We start from the raw sequence: 15,430 nt of genomic DNA on the forward strand, positions 1-15,430 counted from the left end.
CCGCCCTCAGAACGGCCCGGTGAACGACGGGTCGGGCACGTCGCGCCGGTCCTCGGGTGCGATCCCGTCCCACGGATCGGCGCCGCACAGCCCCAGCGTCGTCCGCACCGCGGCGGCGATGTGCTCGGGTCCCGGATAATAGTAGTTGGCGAGCGCCCGGCTGGTCGGCGCCGGCAGGTCGGGCAGCGTCACCCGTTCCGGCGGGCTTTTCAGCGCGCCCCAGCGCCGCTCGCACACCCGCGCGACGATCTCGCCGGCAAAGCCGGCATGGCGGCTGGCGTGGTCGCAGACCACCAGCCGCCCGGTCTTCGCCACCGAATCCAGCACCGGGCGGTCGTCGAGCGGGTTCAGCGTGCGCAGGTCGACGATCTCCGCCTCGATGCCCTCGGCCGCCAGCCGGTCCGCCGCCTTCCTCGCCTCCAGCGTCATGTAGGAGGCGGCGACGACGGTGACGTCGCGGCCGGGCCGCAGCACCGCCGACCGGCCCAGCGGCACGCGATAGGGCCCCTCCGGCACCGGCCCGGTGATGCCGTGCAGCCAGCGATGCTCGATGAACAGCACCGGCGCATCGTCCTCGACGGCGGCGATCAGCAGGCCCTTGGCATCGTGCGGCGTCGCCGGCATCGCCACCTTCAGCCCCGGCACGTGGGCGAACCAGGCGTGCAGGCTCTGCGAATGCTGCGGCCCCTGGCCCCAGCCGCGGCCGACGATCAGCCGCACCACCAGCGGCACGGTCGCCTGGCCGCCGAACATGTAGTGCCACTTGGCGGCCTGGTTGACGATCTGGTCGATCGCCAGCATGGCGAATTCCAGCCGCATGTGGGTCATCACCGGCCGCATGCCGGTCAGCGCCGTTCCGATCGCCACGCCGGTCATCGCGTTCTCGGAGATCGGCATGTCGCGGACCCGCTCGGCGCCATGGCGTTCGGCCAGCCCGCGGGTGGTGCCGAAGATGCCGACCGGGTCCGGCACGCCCAGCCCCATGACATAGACGCGCGGATCGGCGGCGAGGCACAGGTCCAGCGCCTCGCGGATCGCGCCGCCGTAGCTCAGTTGCCGCGCCGCGGTCATGCGCGGCGCGCCAGCGGCGTCGATGCCGGCTCGGGTGCCGGCGGGTAGAGGTCGCGATGCAGCGCAGCCCGCTCCGGGAACGGGCTCGCCTTGGCGAAGGCGACGGCGGCCTCGATCTCGGCCGCGAGCGTGTCCCGGAGGGCGCCCAGCGCCGCCGCGGTCAGCCGGCCGTCCGCCATCAGCCGCTGCTGCTGGATCGCGACCGGGTCGCGCGCCGCCCAGGCCTCGTACTCGCCGGCGGGGCGGAAGCCGAGCCGGGTGTCGGCCAGCGGCCCGCAATGCTCCAGCATGCGGTAGGTGGCGAAGCGCAGGAATGCCGGGCCGTTGCCGGCCCGCGCATGGGCGATCGCCGGCGCGGTCAGCGCGTGCACCGCCTCGACGTCCTGGCCGTCGCCCTCCGCCGCATAGGCACCGTGCGCGCGGGCGAGGCCGGCCAGCGTGCGGCCCGCCGGCTGCCGCGCCGCCAGCCCGGTGTTGACCGAATAGAGGTTGTCCTCGCAGACGAACAGCACCGCCAGCCGGTGCAGCACGGCATAGTTCAGGCTCTCATGGAACACGCCGGTCTCCGCCGCGCCCTCGCCGAAGAACACCGTCGCCAGCCTGGCGACGCCCTGCATGCGGGTGCCCAGCGCGGCGCCGACGGCGATCGGGATGGTCGCGCCGACGATCGGCACGCAGCCGAGGAAGCCGGCGGCGCGGTCGATCAGGTGCATCGACCCGCCCTTGCCGCCGGCGCACCCGGTCGCCTTGCCATGGAGCTCGGCCAGCATCGCCTTCAGGTCGCCGCCCTTGCCGAGATAATGGGCGTGGCTGCGATGCGCGCTCATCGCCAGCTCGTCGCGCGCCACGTGCGCCAGCACCCCGGCGGCCACCGCCTCCTGGCCGATGCTGAAATGGGTCGGGCAGCGCATGTCCTGCTCGGGATAGAGCGCGGCGATCCGTTCCTCGACCATGCGCATGCGCAGCAGGGACCGGAACAGGGTGAGCCCGATGTCGTCGGTGGTCATGCCCGGATTCCGCCTCCCCGGTCGCGCGCCGCCGGTTGCAGGTAACAGATCGCTCCCGCCGCTGGCAATGGCGCGGCCCGGCGGCGCAAAGTGGGTTCCCGCCGCGCCGCCGATGCTGGTACCAACGCGGCCAGGATGACCATGGCGAACAGCAACCGGCCGCCGCCCGCGGCCGCCGCCCGGCCGGCCGGGCGGCTGGGCCGTGCCCGCCGCTGCCTGGCCGATTCGCGGCGCCGGCTGCGCGACCTCGACGCCATCGGCGACGGCACCTTCCTCGCCTTCTACGACTTCAGCTACGCGCCCTACGCGCTGGGCGACGCCATGACCTTCCAGGCTAAGGCGATGTGCGGCGCGATCGACGCCGGCTGCGATTCGATCCGGCTCTGCCTGGTCGCCGACCCGAACCGGCCGGCCTGCCCGCTGCAGCCGCACATCACCGCCGGCAACTACCTCGACCATCTCAACCGGCTCTACCCGGCCTTCCTGTGCACCCCGCCGGCCGACCGGGTGCACGTGTTCCGCAGCCGCCAGGCCTTCGACCTGTTCGTGCTGCATGCGCGGCGCCGCGGCACGCCGTCCTGGCCCGCGCTCGGCAGCCATTTCGAGCGCCGGCTCGACTTCATCTCCCATGCCGAGATCGACGCCTTTTTCGCCCGTCACGGCCACGTGCCTAGGCTGGCAGCGCCGCGCGGCCATGGCACCGAGGCCCTGCTGGCCGCGGCGGGGTGCGGCCGCTATGTGGTCGCCGTCAACGTCCGCCAGAGCCGGATGACCGCCCGCCCGGCCGACTTCCACCGCGATTCGCCGGCGGCGCCGTGGCACCGTCTGTTCGCCCATGCCGCGGCGCGCCACCCCGAGGTCCTGTTCGCCTGCCTCGGCGGCTTCGGCGAATGGGACCGCGCCCTCGCCGCCCACACAAACGTCGTCGTCCCGCGGGCCATGGGCCTGCAGTTGGCCGACGAGCTGGCGCTGCTGTTCGGCGCCGACCTGTTCATGGGCTCGTCCAGCGGCTTCGCCGCCGCGGCCACCTTCAGCGACGTGCCCTATGCCATCACCAACATGGAACACCGCTTCGCCGCCTATAACGGCCTGGCGGTCGGCGCGCCGCGCTATGCCTTCGGCCTGCCCGGCCAGCGGATCGGCTGGGAGGTCGAGACCGACGACCTGCTGATCGGGCTGTTCGAGGAGGCCCATGCGCGCGGCCCGCGACCACGGGCGGATGTCGCCCCGACGGCAGCGTCCGGCCGCGGCGCGCCCGCGCTGGCCGCGGTGGCGCCATGAGCCGGCCGGCCGGAAAGGCGGCGGCGCGCCGCCTGCTGCGCCCGCTGGCCGTCGCCGGGCGGTCCGCCCTCGGCCTGGTCCGGATCGGCCAGGCCGGCCTGTCCGGCCTGCTGCTGGCCCTGCTGCACCCGATGCGCACCGTGCGCTGGCTCCGTCCGAGGCTGGCCCGGGCCGGCGGCGGCGGCGTCGCCCGCGGGGCCGTGCGCATGGTACGGCGGATCGACCGCTTCCCGTTCACCCTGCTCGACACCGCGATCAACGCCCACCGCCGCGCCTGGCGGCTGCAGACCGGCAACCAGGCGGGCGCGGTGGCGGTCGCGCGCACCGCGGGCGGGCCGGACGCGCCCCGCGACTTCCTGATCGCCCAGGCGCGGCAGTGCGCCGCCGCCCGCAGCGCCGGCCGCTCCGCGGTCGACCAGATCCTGCTGCTGGACGGCGACGCCGCGCCGGCCGCCGATTTCCTCACCCTGTTCGCCCTCAACCCGCTCGGCCGCGACTTCGCCACCTATCGCGACCGCGACCGGCTGCAGGCAGAGCTGCCCTTCGCCGCGACCGGCGCGGTGCCGGTCGAGGACATCGACGCCACCGGCGCGGCCGCCGCGGTCGCGCATTTCGTCGACGGCGGCGGCGCCGCGCTGGAGCTGCCTTCCGGCATCGCCCAGGCCCACGCCACCGTTCAGCTGCTCGGCGTCGACGCCACGCTGGTCGCCTGCAGCCTGCCGCCGCCCGCCGACGGCCCGGACGCCTTCGCCAGGGACTGGGCGCCGTTCTTCGCCGCCCTGCAGCGGCTCGTTCCGGACGCACAGTGCGTGCTGCTCGGCGACTGGCCATGGCCGCAGCCGCCTGATTTCGGCCTCGCCGTCCCGCCGCGGCTCGCGGTGCGCTACGGGCTCGACCGCCTCGGCCGGATGGCGCTGGCCCGCCAGGCCGACCTGTTCGTCGGCCGCTACGACGCCTATGCCGCCGCGGTCGCCGGCATCGCGACTCCGGCGCTGGTGCTATACGACGGCGATCCGGCGCAGGCCGGCGCGACGCTCAGGCCGCGCCCGCACCAGTGGCTGGTCGGCGCGCCGTGCACGCCCGACGCGCTGGTCGCGGCGCTGGCCGCGTTCCGGGCCGGCGACGCGCCGGGGGCGCGGCAACGGGTGGGAGGGACTGCACAGTGACCGACGCGCCGTCCTCGCACGCCCGCACCTTCCTCGACGAGGCCGCCCGCATTGCCGCCGCACTCGACGCCGGCAGGATCGAGGCGCTGGCCGCCCGGCTGGCGCACCTGCGCCAGGCCGGCGGACGCCTGTTCGTGCTCGGCGTCGGCGGCAGCGCCGCCAATTGCGGCCATGCGGTCAACGACTTCCGCAAGCTGTGCGCGATCGAGGCCTATGCGCCGACCGACAATGTCGCCGAGCTGACCGCCCGGACCAACGACGAGGGCTGGGACACGGTGTTCGCGGCGTGGCTCCGGGTCAGCCGGCTGGCCGCGCGCGACGCGCTGCTGGTGCTGTCGGTCGGCGGCGGCGACCGCGAACGCAACGTCAGCGCCAACCTGATCGCGGCCATCGAGCTGGCGCGCGAGCGCGGCGCGGCGGTGTTCGGCATCGTCGGCCGCGCCGACGGCTACCGCCCGCACCGCCGACGTCGCCGTGGTGATCCCGGCACCGGTACCGGCCAGGGTCACGCCCCATTCCGAGGCGTTCCAGGCCGTGGTCTGGCACTGCCTGGTCTCGCATCCGGCGCTGCAGGTCCAGGCCACCACCTGGGAAGGGCTCACCGCCGGCACCGTCGTGCCCGCCGGCCGATGAGGCGGGCGGTCTTCCTCGACCGCGACGGCACCATCAACCGCGCCATCGTCCGCGACGGCCGGCCCTATCCCCCGCCCGACCTCGCCGCACTGGAGATCCTGCCCGGCGCCGCCGACGCGGTGCGGCGGCTGCACACCGCCGGCTTCCTCACCGTCATCGTCACCAACCAGCCCGACGTGGCCCGCGGCCTGCAGTCGCGCGCAACCGTGGCGGCGATCCACGCCGCGATCCGTGCCGCGATGCCGATCACCGCGATCCGCGCCTGCTATGCCGAGGAGGGCAAGGACGGCGGCCGCTACAAGCCGGCGCCGGGCATGCTGCTGGAGGCTGCGGCCAGCTTCGGCATCGCGCTGGCCGACAGCTTCATGGTCGGCGACCGCTGGCGCGATGTCGGCGCGGGAGCGGCGGCCGGATGCTTTACGATCCTGATCGAATCGGACTACACAGAACCCGTGCGCTGCCGCCCGGATGCGGTGGTCGCGTCGCTGGCCGCGGCGGCCGACCTGATCCTGGCGGGCCGTCCGCCGGACCGATCGGCACAGGGAAGCTAATGCAGTCGAGCCCCCCCGAACTGCGCATAAGGATCTTCGCCGACGGCGCCGACCTTGCCGGCATCGCGGATCTCGCCCGCGACCCGCGGATCGCCGGCTTCACCACCAATCCGACGCTGATGCGCCAGGCCGGCGTGCGCGACTATGCCCGCTTCGCCCGCGACGTGCTGGCGCTGGTGCCCGACCGGCCGGTGTCGTTCGAGGTGATCGCCGACGACCTCGACGGCATCGAGCGGCAGGCGCTGACCATCGCCGGCTGGGGCGCCAACGCCTGGGTCAAGGTGCCGGTCACCACCACCGCCGGCACGCCCTGCGCGCCGGTCGTGCGCCGGCTGGCGCTGCGCGGCGTGCGCGTCAACGTCACCGCCATCCTGACGCTGGCCCAGGTCCGCGCGCTGACCGAGGCGATGCCGGAGGACGCGCCCGCGATCTTCTCGGTGTTCGCCGGGCGCATCGCCGACACCGGTCGCGACCCGGTGCCGCTGATGCGCGCGGCGCTGGCCGTGATGGCGGCCCGGCCGCGGACCGAGTTGTTGTGGGCGAGCCCGCGCGAGGTGCTGAACGTCTATCAGGCCGACGCCGCCGGCTGCCACATCATCACCTGCACCGCCGACCTGCTGCGCAAGCTGGCGCTGCGCGGGCGCGACCTCGCCGCCTATTCGCTGGAGACGGTCGCCATGTTCCGCCGCGACGCGCTGGCCGCCGGCTATGCGGTGCCGGCGGACGCGGCGTTCGCGGTGGCCCACGCCACTGCGGCGGAATAGGGCTGCGGCGGAGCCGGCACGGATGGGCGACAAGGGGCGCGTCTTCGTCACCGGCGGCGCCGGCTATGTCGGCAACGCGCTGGTGCCGCGGCTGCTGGCCGAGGGCTACCGGGTCACGGTCTACGACCTGATGCTGTTCGGCGCGCAGACCCTGCCGCACGCCGACCCCAACCTCGCCGTCGTCGCCGGCGACATCCGCGACACCGCCCATGTCGGCGCGGCGATGGCCGGCCACGACGCCGTGCTGCACCTCGCCTGCATCTCCAACGACGCCAGTTTCGAGCTCGACGAGCGCCTGTCGACCACCATCAACTACGACTGCTTCGAGCCGCTGGTGCTGGCGGCGAAGACGGCCGGCGTGCGCCGCTTCGTCTATGCCTCGTCCAGCTCGGTCTACGGCGTTTCCGACGCGCCGCAGGTGACCGAGGACCATCCGCTGGTCCCGCTGACGCTCTACAATAAATTCAAAGGATTATGCGAACCTCTTCTGTTCAAATATCAAGGTAAAGGCTTCGACTGCGTCACCATCCGCCCGGCCACGGTGTGCGGCTACAGCCCGCGCTGCCGGCTCGACCTCACCGTCAACATCCTGACCAACCACGCCGTCAACGCCGGCCGGATCACGGTGTTCGGCGGCGCCCAGAAGCGGCCCAACCTGCACATCGCCGACATGGTCGACGCCTATCTGTTGATGCTGGCGGCCCCGGCCGAGCGTATCCGCGGCCAGATCTTCAACATCGGCCAGCAGAACCTGACCGTGAGCCGGATCGCCGAGGTGGTTCGCGACGCGGTGGGCGCGGCGTTCCCGGACCGCCCGCCGCTGGCGATCGCGCGCACCGAAAGCAGCGACAACCGCTCCTACCACATCAACTCCGACAAGATCACCAACGTTCTGGGATTCAAGCCGAAACGCGGCATCGAGGACGCGGTCCGCGACCTCTGCCACGCCTTCCGCGCCGGCCTGCTGCCCGACAGCATGACCAACGACTGGTACTACAACGTGCGCTACCTCAGGCGCGCAATGCCGCCTGACCGGGGCGGCGTCATGTGGCGGCGGCGCGGCCCGCGATCGTGCGTCCTTCGAGACGGCGTCCTCCGGACGCCTCCTCAGGATGAGGAGCGCCGGTGCGGCCGCTCGGATCGGGACTCGAAAACAGGACATTGCCCGCTGAAACCAGAATCGAATCTTCCGCCGCCGATGCCACCCTTCCCCCATCCTCATCCTGAGGAGGCGCGCCATGCGCGCCGTCTCGAAGGACGCACCGCGCCCATGCGCCCGCCCGGGATCAGAGCGCGGTGAGCGCCGCCGCACCGGTCGCGGTGGTCACCGGCGGCGCCGGCTTCATCGGCAGCCACATGGTCGACCTGCTGCTGGCCGAGGGCTTCGCCGTCCGGGTGATCGACAACCTGTCGGGCGGGCGCGAGGCCAACCTGGCCGCCCATGCCGGCAACCCCGCGCTGGCCGCCGAGTGGCGCGACGTCCTCGACCTCGCCGCCGACGACCCGCTGTTCCGCGGCGCCGGCGCCGTGTTCCACTTCGCCGGCATCGGCGACATCGTGCCGTCGATCGAGCGGCCGGCCGACTACATGGCGGTCAACGTCCAGGGCACCGTGCGGGTGCTGGAGGCGGCGCGCGCCGCCGGCGTCGCCCGGCTGGTCTACGCCGCCTCGTCCTCCTGCTACGGGCTGGCCGACACGCCGACCGGCGAGGACCACCCGATCCGGCCGCAATATCCCTATGCGCTGAGCAAGTACCAGGGCGAGCAGGCCGCGCTGCACTGGCACCGCGTCTACGGCCTGCCGGTCAACGCGATCCGCATCTTCAACGCCTACGGCACCCGCGCGCGCACCTCCGGCGCCTATGGCGCGGTGTTCGGGGTGTTCCTGCGCCAGAAGCTGGCCGGCCGCCCGTTCACCGTGGTCGGCGACGGCAGCCAGCGCCGCGACTTCCTCTACGTCACCGACGTCGCCCGCGCCTTTCTCGCCGCTGCGCGCACCGAACGCGTCGGCCGGGTCTGGAACCTCGGCGCCGGCAACCCGCAGTCGGTCAACCGGCTGGTCGCGCTGCTCGGCGGCGATGTCGTCCACATCCCGAAGCGGCCGGGCGAGCCCGACGTGACCTGGGCCGACATCGGCCGCATCACCGCCGAGCTGGGCTGGCGGCCGCAGGTCGGCTTCGAGGAGGGCGTCGCCCGCATCCTCGCCGACATCGACTATTGGCGCGAGGCGCCGCTGTGGGACCCGGACAGCATCGCCGGCGCCACCGCCACCTGGTTCCGCCATCTCGGCGACGGGGCCGCCGCGTCGTGATCGACGAGCGCTACCGCCACAAGATCAAGACGCTCGACGAGCTGCGGGCGATCATCGGGTCGCGGCCGCGCGCGCGCCGGGTGGTGATGTGCCACGGCACCTTCGACCTGGTGCATCCCGGCCACATCCGCCACCTGCTCTACGCCCGCTCCAAGGGCGACGTGCTGGTCGCCAGCCTGACCTGCGACGCCCACGTCACCAAGGCCGACCACCGCCCCTATGTTCCGGAGGACCTGCGCGCGCTGAACCTGGCGGCGCTGGAGGCGGTGGACTATGTCATCGTCGACCCCAACCAGACCCCGCTGGCCAACCTGGCCGTGCTGCAGCCCGACCTGTTCGTCAAAGGCTTCGAGTACAACAAGGACGGCCTGCACCCGAAGACGGCCGAGGAGGTGCGGGTGGTCGAGGGCTATGGCGGCAGCGTGCTGTTCAGCCCCGGCGACATCGTCTTCTCGTCGTCGGCGATCATCGACCGGGCGCCGCCGAACCTGGCCTACGACAAGCTGGCGATGCTGCTGCGCGCCGAGGGCCTGGGCCTTGCCGACCTGCGCACGGCGCTGGACCGCCTAGGCGGCTGCCGCGTGCACGTGGTCGGCGACACCATCGTCGACGTGCTGACCCACACCTCGATGATCGGCGCCAACGCCAAGACGCCGACCATGAGCGTGCGCTACGAGGGCGAAAGCCGCTATGTCGGCGGCGCCGGCATCGTCGCCAAGCACCTGCGCGCCGCCGGCGCCGCGGTGCTGTTCTCCACCGTGCTCGGCGCCGACGAGCTGCAGGGCTTCGTGCTCGACGATCTCGAAGCGGCCGGGGTCGAGGTCGACGCGGTCGTCGACGACACCCGGCCGACGACGTCGAAGACCGCCATCGTCGCCGGCGGCTATCGCCTGCTCAAGATCGACCGGCTCGACAACCGCGCCATCTCGGCCGCCATCGTCGACCGGCTGGCCGGGCGCATCGCCGCTGCCGGCGCCGACGTGGTGGTGTTCTCCGACTTCCGCCACGGCCTGTTCAGCCCGCAGACCATCCCGGCGCTCAACGCCGCGATCCCCGCAGGCGCCTACAAGGTGGCCGACAGCCAGGTCGCCAGCCGCTGGGGCAACATCCTCGACTTCAAGGGCTTCGACCTGATCACGCCGAACGAGAAGGAGGCGCGCTTCGCCCTCGGCGACCAGGACACGGTGGTGCGCCCGCTCGGTTCGCGGCTCTACGACGCCGCCGGCTGCCGCACGCTGATCCTCAAGCTCGGCGCGCGCGGGCTGATCACCTTCCGCCGCCCGCTCGGCGAGGACGACGACCGCCGCACCTTCTTCGCCCTCGACAGCTTCGCCGCCAGCGCGGCCGACCCGGTCGGCGCCGGCGACGCGCTGCTGGCTATGCCGCGCTCGCCCTGCGCAGCGGCGCCGGCGAGGTCGCCGCGTCCGTGCTCGGCGCGCTCGCCGCCGCGGTCGAGTGCGAGCGCGAGGGCAACATCCCCGTCACCCCCGCCGACGTCGCCGCCAAGCTCGACGCCCTCGAAGCCGTTGCCTCTCCGCCATGACCACGCCGCCGCATCTCGCCGCCGCCTCAGCCGGCCCGGTCCCAGGCACGTCGCGTCGCGGATCGACCGCGCGCACCGCGGCCCGTGCGTCCTTCGAGACGGCGCCCTCCGGGCGCCTCCTCAGGATGAGGGGCGCCGGTGCGGTGGCGGACGGACATCACGGCGATGCGGGGTTGCGTGCGGTGCGTCCGGGCGCCGGTGCGGTGGCGGACGGACATCACGGCGATGCGGGGGTTGCGTGCGTGCGTCCGGGCGCCGGTGCCGGGCCGCAGGCGATGCGGCGGGCGTGGCGCGCTGTGCCGATCGACGCTGGGGGAATCCGGCTGGGCGATCCGATGCGGGACTCCATCCCAGGCCGCCGATGGCACCCCGCCGCCCCTCATCCTGAGGAGCGCGCCGCAGGCGCGCGTCTCGAAGGACGCACCCGGCCCGGTCCCGGGCAGATCGCGTCGCGGATCGACCGCGCGCACCGCGGCCGTGCGTCCTTCGAGACGGCGCCCTCCGGGCGCCTCCTCAGGATGACCGTACGGTGGCGGACGGACATCACGGCGATGCGGGAGGCTGCGGAGCGTCCGGGCGCCGGTGCGGCGGCGGACGGACATCACGGCGATGCGGGGGCTGCGTGCGGTGCGTCCGGGCGCCGGTGCAAGGGCCGCAGGCGATGCGTCCGGGTGCCGGTGCCGGGCCGCAGGCGATGCGGCGGGGCGTGGCGCGCTGTGCCGATCGACGCTGGGGGAATCCGGCTGGGCGATCCGATGCGGGACTCCATCCGGAGCCGCCGATGGCACGCCCTGCCGTTCCTCATCCTGAGGAGCGCGCCGCAGGCGCGCGTCTCGAAGGACGCACCCGGCCCGGTCCCGGGCACGTCGCGTCGCGGATCGACCGCACGCACCGCGGCCGGTGCGTCCTTCGAGACGGCGCCCTGCGGGCGCCTCCTCAGGATGAGGGCGCCGGTGCGGTGGCGGACGGACATCACGGCGATGCGGGGGTTGCGTGCGGTGCGTCCGGGCGCCGGTGCCGGGCCGCAGGCGATGCGGCGGGGCTCCGGTGCTGGGGCCGCAGGCGATGCGGCGGTGCAATGGCCAGCGGACGATGCGGTGGGGGCGGCGGGGCGGCGGCCGGACTTTGCAGAGACTTGTGCAGAATATGGTATAACGCATTGCCATATATTAAGAAAGTGCGCTTGCAGAAGCCAAATCCCTACCCCGTTCCGCATCCGGAAGCGCGTGCCGCAGGCGCACGTCGCGAAGGACGCACCACATTGACCGCCTCGCCGCCCCGGAGCGACTGATGCGCGTGGTGGTCGCCGGGCTGGGGGTACAGGGGCGCAAACGGATGGCGGCGGCGGCGGGCGACGTGGTCGCCACGGTCGACCCGGCCGGCAACGGCGCCGGCCACGACCGCCTCGACGCCGTCCCGCCGGAGACCTACGACGCGGTGCTGGCCTGTGTGCCCGATGCGGCCAAGCCGGCGCTGCTGGCACACGCGCTGTCCCGCGGCAAGCATGTGCTGGTCGAGAAGCCGCTGCTGGCGCCGCCGGCGGACCTCGCGCGGCTGCAGCGGCTGGCTGCCGACACCGGCGCGGTCTGCTACACCGCCTACAACCACCGCTTCGAACCGCATTTCGTGCGCATGGCCGAGACGATCCGCGCAGGCGCGCTCGGCCGGCTCTATGCGATCCGGCTGTTCTACGGCAACGGCACCGCGCGGCCGGTGCGCCAATCCGCCTGGCGCGACACCGGCAACGGGGTGATCGCCGACCTCGGCAGCCACCTGGTCGACACGCTGCTGTTCTGGCTCGGCGACGTCGACCTCGCGTTCCGGCCGGTGTTCGTCGGCCGGCACGAGAACCGCGCCCCCGACCACGCCATCCTGTTCAGCCCCGGCCCGCCGGCGATCACGCTGGAAATGTCGCTGGTCAGCTGGCGCAACCGCTTCTCCGCCGACGTCGACGGCGCGGACGGCAGCGCCCACATCGAGTCGCTGTGCAAGTGGGGGCCGGCGACCTTCACCCGTCGCAGCCGGGTGCTGCCCAGCGGCCGCCCGCCGGAGGAGGCAGTGACCCTGGTCGTCGACGACCCGACCTGGGCGGCGGAATACGCGCATTTCAAGGCGCTGTGCGCGGCCGGCGGCCCCGGCAACACCGGCAACGACATCCGCATCGCGCGCACGCTGGCGGCGGTGGCGACCGCGGCGGGCCTGGCCTGATGGCCGACCTCGCCTTTTGCGGCCTCAGCCACCTCGGCCTGGTCTCCGCCGTCGCCGCGGCCGCCAAGGGCGCCACGGTGCTGGCCTTCGATCCGGACGCTGCGCTGGTCGCGGCGATCGCCGCCGGCCGGCTGCCGGTGCACGAGCCCGGGCTCGACGCCGCCCTCGCCGCCCATCGCGGCCGCCTCGCCTTCACCGCCGACCCGGCCGCCCTCGCCGGCTGCCCGCTGGTCACCATCGCCGCCGACGTGCCGACCGACGCCGCCGGCGACAGCGACCTCGGGCCGATCGCGGCGCTGGTCGCGACGGTCGCGCCGCAGCTTGACGCCGCCGCGACGCTGGTGGTGCTCAGCCAGGTGCCGCCCGGCTATACCCGCGCGCTGCCGGCCCGCCCCGGCGGCCTGTTCTGCCAGGTCGAGACGCTGGTGTTCGGCCAGGCGCTGCAGCGGGCGCTGGCACCGGAGCGCATCGTCGTCGGCTGCGCCGACCCCGCCGCGCCGCTGCCCGACGCCTATCGCCGCTTCCTCGACCGCTTCGGCTGCCCGGTGCTGCCGATGGGCTACGAGAGCGCGGAGCTGGCCAAGATCGCGATCAACTGCCTGCTGGTCGCCCAGCTTTCCGCCGCCAACACCCTGGCCGGCCTGTGCGAGACCGTCGGCGCCGACTGGGGGGAGATCGCGCCGGCGCTGCGGCTCGACCGCCGCATCGGTCCGCACGCCTATCTCGCCCCCGGCCTCGGCATCGCCGGCGGCAACCTGGAACGCGACCTCGCCACCGTCCGCCGGCTGGCCGCGGCCGCCGGCAGCCACGACCGCGTGGTCGCCGCCTGGCAGGACGACAGCCGCCATCGCCGCGACTGGGCGCTGCGCCGGTTGCACGCGACGGTGCTGGCCGGCCGGCCGGACGCGCGCATCGGCATCTGGGGCCTCGCCTACAAGCCGGACACCCGCTCGACCAGGAATTCCGCCGCGCTGGCGCTGATCGTGGCGCTGGGCGCGACGCCGATGCGCTGCTTCGACCCGGTCGTCGCCCTGCCGCCGGGGCTGGCGTCCGGCGCGGCGCAGGCCGCCGATCCGCTCGACGCGGCCCGTGCGGCCGACGCCCTGGCGATCATGACGGCCTGGCCGCAGTTCGCCGGGGTCGACCTCGCGGCGCTGGCCGCTATCATGTCCGGGCGGGTGCTGATCGACCCCTACCGCATCGTCGACCACGCCGCCGCCGTCGCCGCCGGTTTCGAGCACCACCGCCTCGGTGCCGGCCAGCCGAGGACCCGAGACCGCCGATGACCGTCCGCATTCGCATCGCCGTCCACCGGCGCCATGCTTGAGCACCGACAGGCCGCACCGCGGCCGCCGCAGCGGGTCGTCGTGCTCGGCGGCAACGGCTTCCTCGGCAGCCGGCTGGTCGCCAGGCTGCGCGACGCCGGAGTCGAGACGCTGGCGCTCGGCACCGCCGATCTCGACCTGACCGCGGCCGACGCCGCGGCGCGGCTGTCGGCGCTGCTGCGCGAGGGCGACTCCGTCGCCATGCTGGCGGCACTGACCCCCGACCGCGGCCGCGACGCCGCCACCCTGGTCCGCAACGTGGCGATGGCCGAGACGCTGTGCCGCGCCGCTGCCGTCGTGCCGCCGGCGCACTTGGTCTATCTCAGCTCCGACGCCGTCTACCCGTTCGGCGAGGCGCTGGTCGACGAAACCAGCTGCGCGGCGGCGGCCGACATGTACGGCGCCATGCACCGGGCGCGCGAACTGATGCTGCAGGCCAGCATCGCGGCGCCGGTGGCGGTGCTGCGCGCGACCCTGCTCTACGGCGCCGGCGACCCGCACAACTCCTACGGCCCCAACCGCTTCCGGCGGATGGCGGCCGAGCAGGGCCGGATCACCCTGTTCGGCGCCGGCGAGGAGACCCGCGACCACGTCCATGTCGCCGACGCGGCGGCACTGGTCGCGCGCGTGCTGCACCACCGCAGCGCCGGCTTGCTCAACCTTGCCAGCGGCGTCTCGGTCAGCTTCGACGCCGCCGCCCGCGCGGTTGCCGCCACCGTCGACCCGCCGGTGCCGGTGGTGCACACGCCGCGGCAGGCGCCGGTCACCCACCGCCACTTCGACACCGCCGCCCTGCTCAAGGCCTTTCCCGGCTGCCGCTTCGCCGGACTGGCCGAGGGCCTGGCCCGGCCCGACTGAGCGGACGGACGCCGGCGATGGCCGAGGTCGACCTCCTGCGCCGCTATCCCAGGGCGCGCCGCAACATCGCCGCACGCAAGGCGGCGCAGGCGGCCAGCCGCGCCCGCGCCCGCCAGTTCGGCTTCGAATATTTCGACGGCAGTCGCGAGGAGGGCTATGGCGGCTACCGCTACGACGGCCGCTGGGTGCCGATTGCCGCCGACATCGTCGCCCATTTCGGGCTGAAGCCGGGCGACAGGGTGCTCGACGTCGGCTGCGCCAAGGCCTTCCTGGTCGCCGACCTTGCCGCCGCCTGCCCGGGGCTCGATGTCTACGGCCTCGACATCTCGCACTATGCGCTCAGCCACGCCCATCCCGGCACCGAGGGCCGGCTGGTGCGGGGCAGCGCCGCGCGGCTGCCCTTCGCCGACGGCGCCTTCGCCGCCGTGCTGGCGATCAACGTCATCCACAACCTGCCGCACGACGCCTGCGTTGCCGCGGTGCGCGAGATCGAGCGGCTGGCGCCGGGCCGCGGCTTCATCCAGGTCGACGCCTATCGCAGCGCGGCCGAGCGCGCGGTGTTCCTGGACTGGGTGCTGACCGCCGAAACCCACGGCACCCCCGAATTCTGGCGCGACCTGTTCGCGCAGGCCGGCTACACCGGCGACTATCACTGGACCATCCTGGACACCGACCCCGCCTGGTCGGTCACCGGCGACGCGGGCTGAACGGGG

Annotated in this window: 12 protein-coding genes and 2 pseudogenes; 12 read left to right on the top strand and 2 right to left on the bottom strand. The window is 73.9% G+C overall.

All coding sequences use genetic code 11. From position 1 onward, the window contains the following. Positions 1 to 6 precede the first annotated feature (6 nt). Both R3F55_00435 and R3F55_00440 read right to left on the bottom strand, forming a co-directional pair. On the bottom strand, positions 7 to 1,071 hold the full coding sequence (locus R3F55_00435) for a transketolase C-terminal domain-containing protein (protein MEZ5665913.1): 1,065 nt from the start codon (positions 1,069 to 1,071) through the stop codon (positions 7 to 9). Continuing rightward, complete coding sequence (locus R3F55_00440) at positions 1,068 to 2,078, bottom strand: thiamine pyrophosphate-dependent dehydrogenase E1 component subunit alpha (protein ID MEZ5665914.1); 1,011 nt, start codon at positions 2,076 to 2,078, stop codon at positions 1,068 to 1,070. The genes R3F55_00435 and R3F55_00440 overlap by 4 nt, the downstream gene beginning before the upstream one ends. Before the next feature lie 141 nt (positions 2,079 to 2,219). Between R3F55_00440 and R3F55_00445 the strand changes: the two genes are divergently transcribed. The 12 genes and pseudogenes from R3F55_00445 (at position 2,220) to R3F55_00500 (ending at position 15,424) form a co-directional block, all read left to right on the top strand. After that, positions 2,220 to 3,359: a hypothetical protein gene (locus R3F55_00445; protein MEZ5665915.1), complete on the top strand. Its 1,140-nt coding sequence runs from the start codon at positions 2,220 to 2,222 to the stop codon at positions 3,357 to 3,359. Beyond that, positions 3,356 to 4,525, top strand: coding sequence for a hypothetical protein (locus R3F55_00450; protein MEZ5665916.1), 1,170 nt, complete (start codon positions 3,356 to 3,358; stop codon positions 4,523 to 4,525). Before R3F55_00445 ends, R3F55_00450 begins: the two co-directional genes overlap by 4 nt. A gap of 50 nt (positions 4,526 to 4,575) precedes the next feature. After that, positions 4,576 to 5,158, top strand: a pseudogene (locus tag R3F55_00455) (SIS domain-containing protein). Next, positions 5,155 to 5,709, top strand: a complete 555-nt coding sequence (locus R3F55_00460) for an HAD-IIIA family hydrolase (GenBank protein ID MEZ5665917.1) — start codon at positions 5,155 to 5,157, stop codon at positions 5,707 to 5,709. Before R3F55_00455 ends, R3F55_00460 begins: the two are co-directional and overlap by 4 nt. Next, positions 5,709 to 6,473 carry a transaldolase gene (locus R3F55_00465; protein MEZ5665918.1) on the top strand — a complete coding sequence of 255 codons (765 nt, stop codon included), beginning with the start codon at positions 5,709 to 5,711 and terminating at the stop codon, positions 6,471 to 6,473. The genes R3F55_00460 and R3F55_00465 overlap by 1 nt, the downstream gene beginning before the upstream one ends. A gap of 22 nt (positions 6,474 to 6,495) precedes the next feature. After that, positions 6,496 to 7,488 (top strand): annotated as a pseudogene (locus tag R3F55_00470) (SDR family oxidoreductase). 281 nt (positions 7,489 to 7,769) lie between these two features. After that, entirely contained in the window at positions 7,770 to 8,783 is a 1,014-nt protein-coding gene (locus R3F55_00475) for an NAD-dependent epimerase/dehydratase family protein (protein MEZ5665919.1), read from the top strand. After that, a complete protein-coding gene (locus tag R3F55_00480; protein ID MEZ5665920.1) occupies positions 8,780 to 10,714 on the top strand; it encodes a PfkB family carbohydrate kinase in 1,935 nt (644 codons plus the stop codon). The genes R3F55_00475 and R3F55_00480 overlap by 4 nt, the downstream gene beginning before the upstream one ends. Positions 10,715 to 11,616: 902 nt before the next feature. Beyond that, positions 11,617 to 12,534: a Gfo/Idh/MocA family oxidoreductase gene (locus R3F55_00485; GenBank protein MEZ5665921.1), complete on the top strand. Its 918-nt coding sequence runs from the start codon at positions 11,617 to 11,619 to the stop codon at positions 12,532 to 12,534. Further along, on the top strand, positions 12,534 to 13,820 hold the full coding sequence (locus tag R3F55_00490; GenBank protein ID MEZ5665922.1) for a UDP binding domain-containing protein: 1,287 nt from the start codon (positions 12,534 to 12,536) through the stop codon (positions 13,818 to 13,820). The genes R3F55_00485 and R3F55_00490 overlap by 1 nt, the downstream gene beginning before the upstream one ends. Before the next feature lie 33 nt (positions 13,821 to 13,853). Then, positions 13,854 to 14,717 (top strand): NAD(P)-dependent oxidoreductase, encoded by an 864-nt coding sequence (locus R3F55_00495; protein ID MEZ5665923.1) that lies wholly within the window; start codon positions 13,854 to 13,856, stop codon positions 14,715 to 14,717. A gap of 17 nt (positions 14,718 to 14,734) precedes the next feature. Further along, entirely contained in the window at positions 14,735 to 15,424 is a 690-nt protein-coding gene (locus tag R3F55_00500; protein MEZ5665924.1) for a class I SAM-dependent methyltransferase, read from the top strand. Positions 15,425 to 15,430 lie beyond the last annotated feature (6 nt).

It is taken from the genome of Alphaproteobacteria bacterium, from assembly GCA_041396705.1.
Lineage (GTDB): Bacteria > Pseudomonadota > Alphaproteobacteria > CALKHQ01 > CALKHQ01 > CALKHQ01.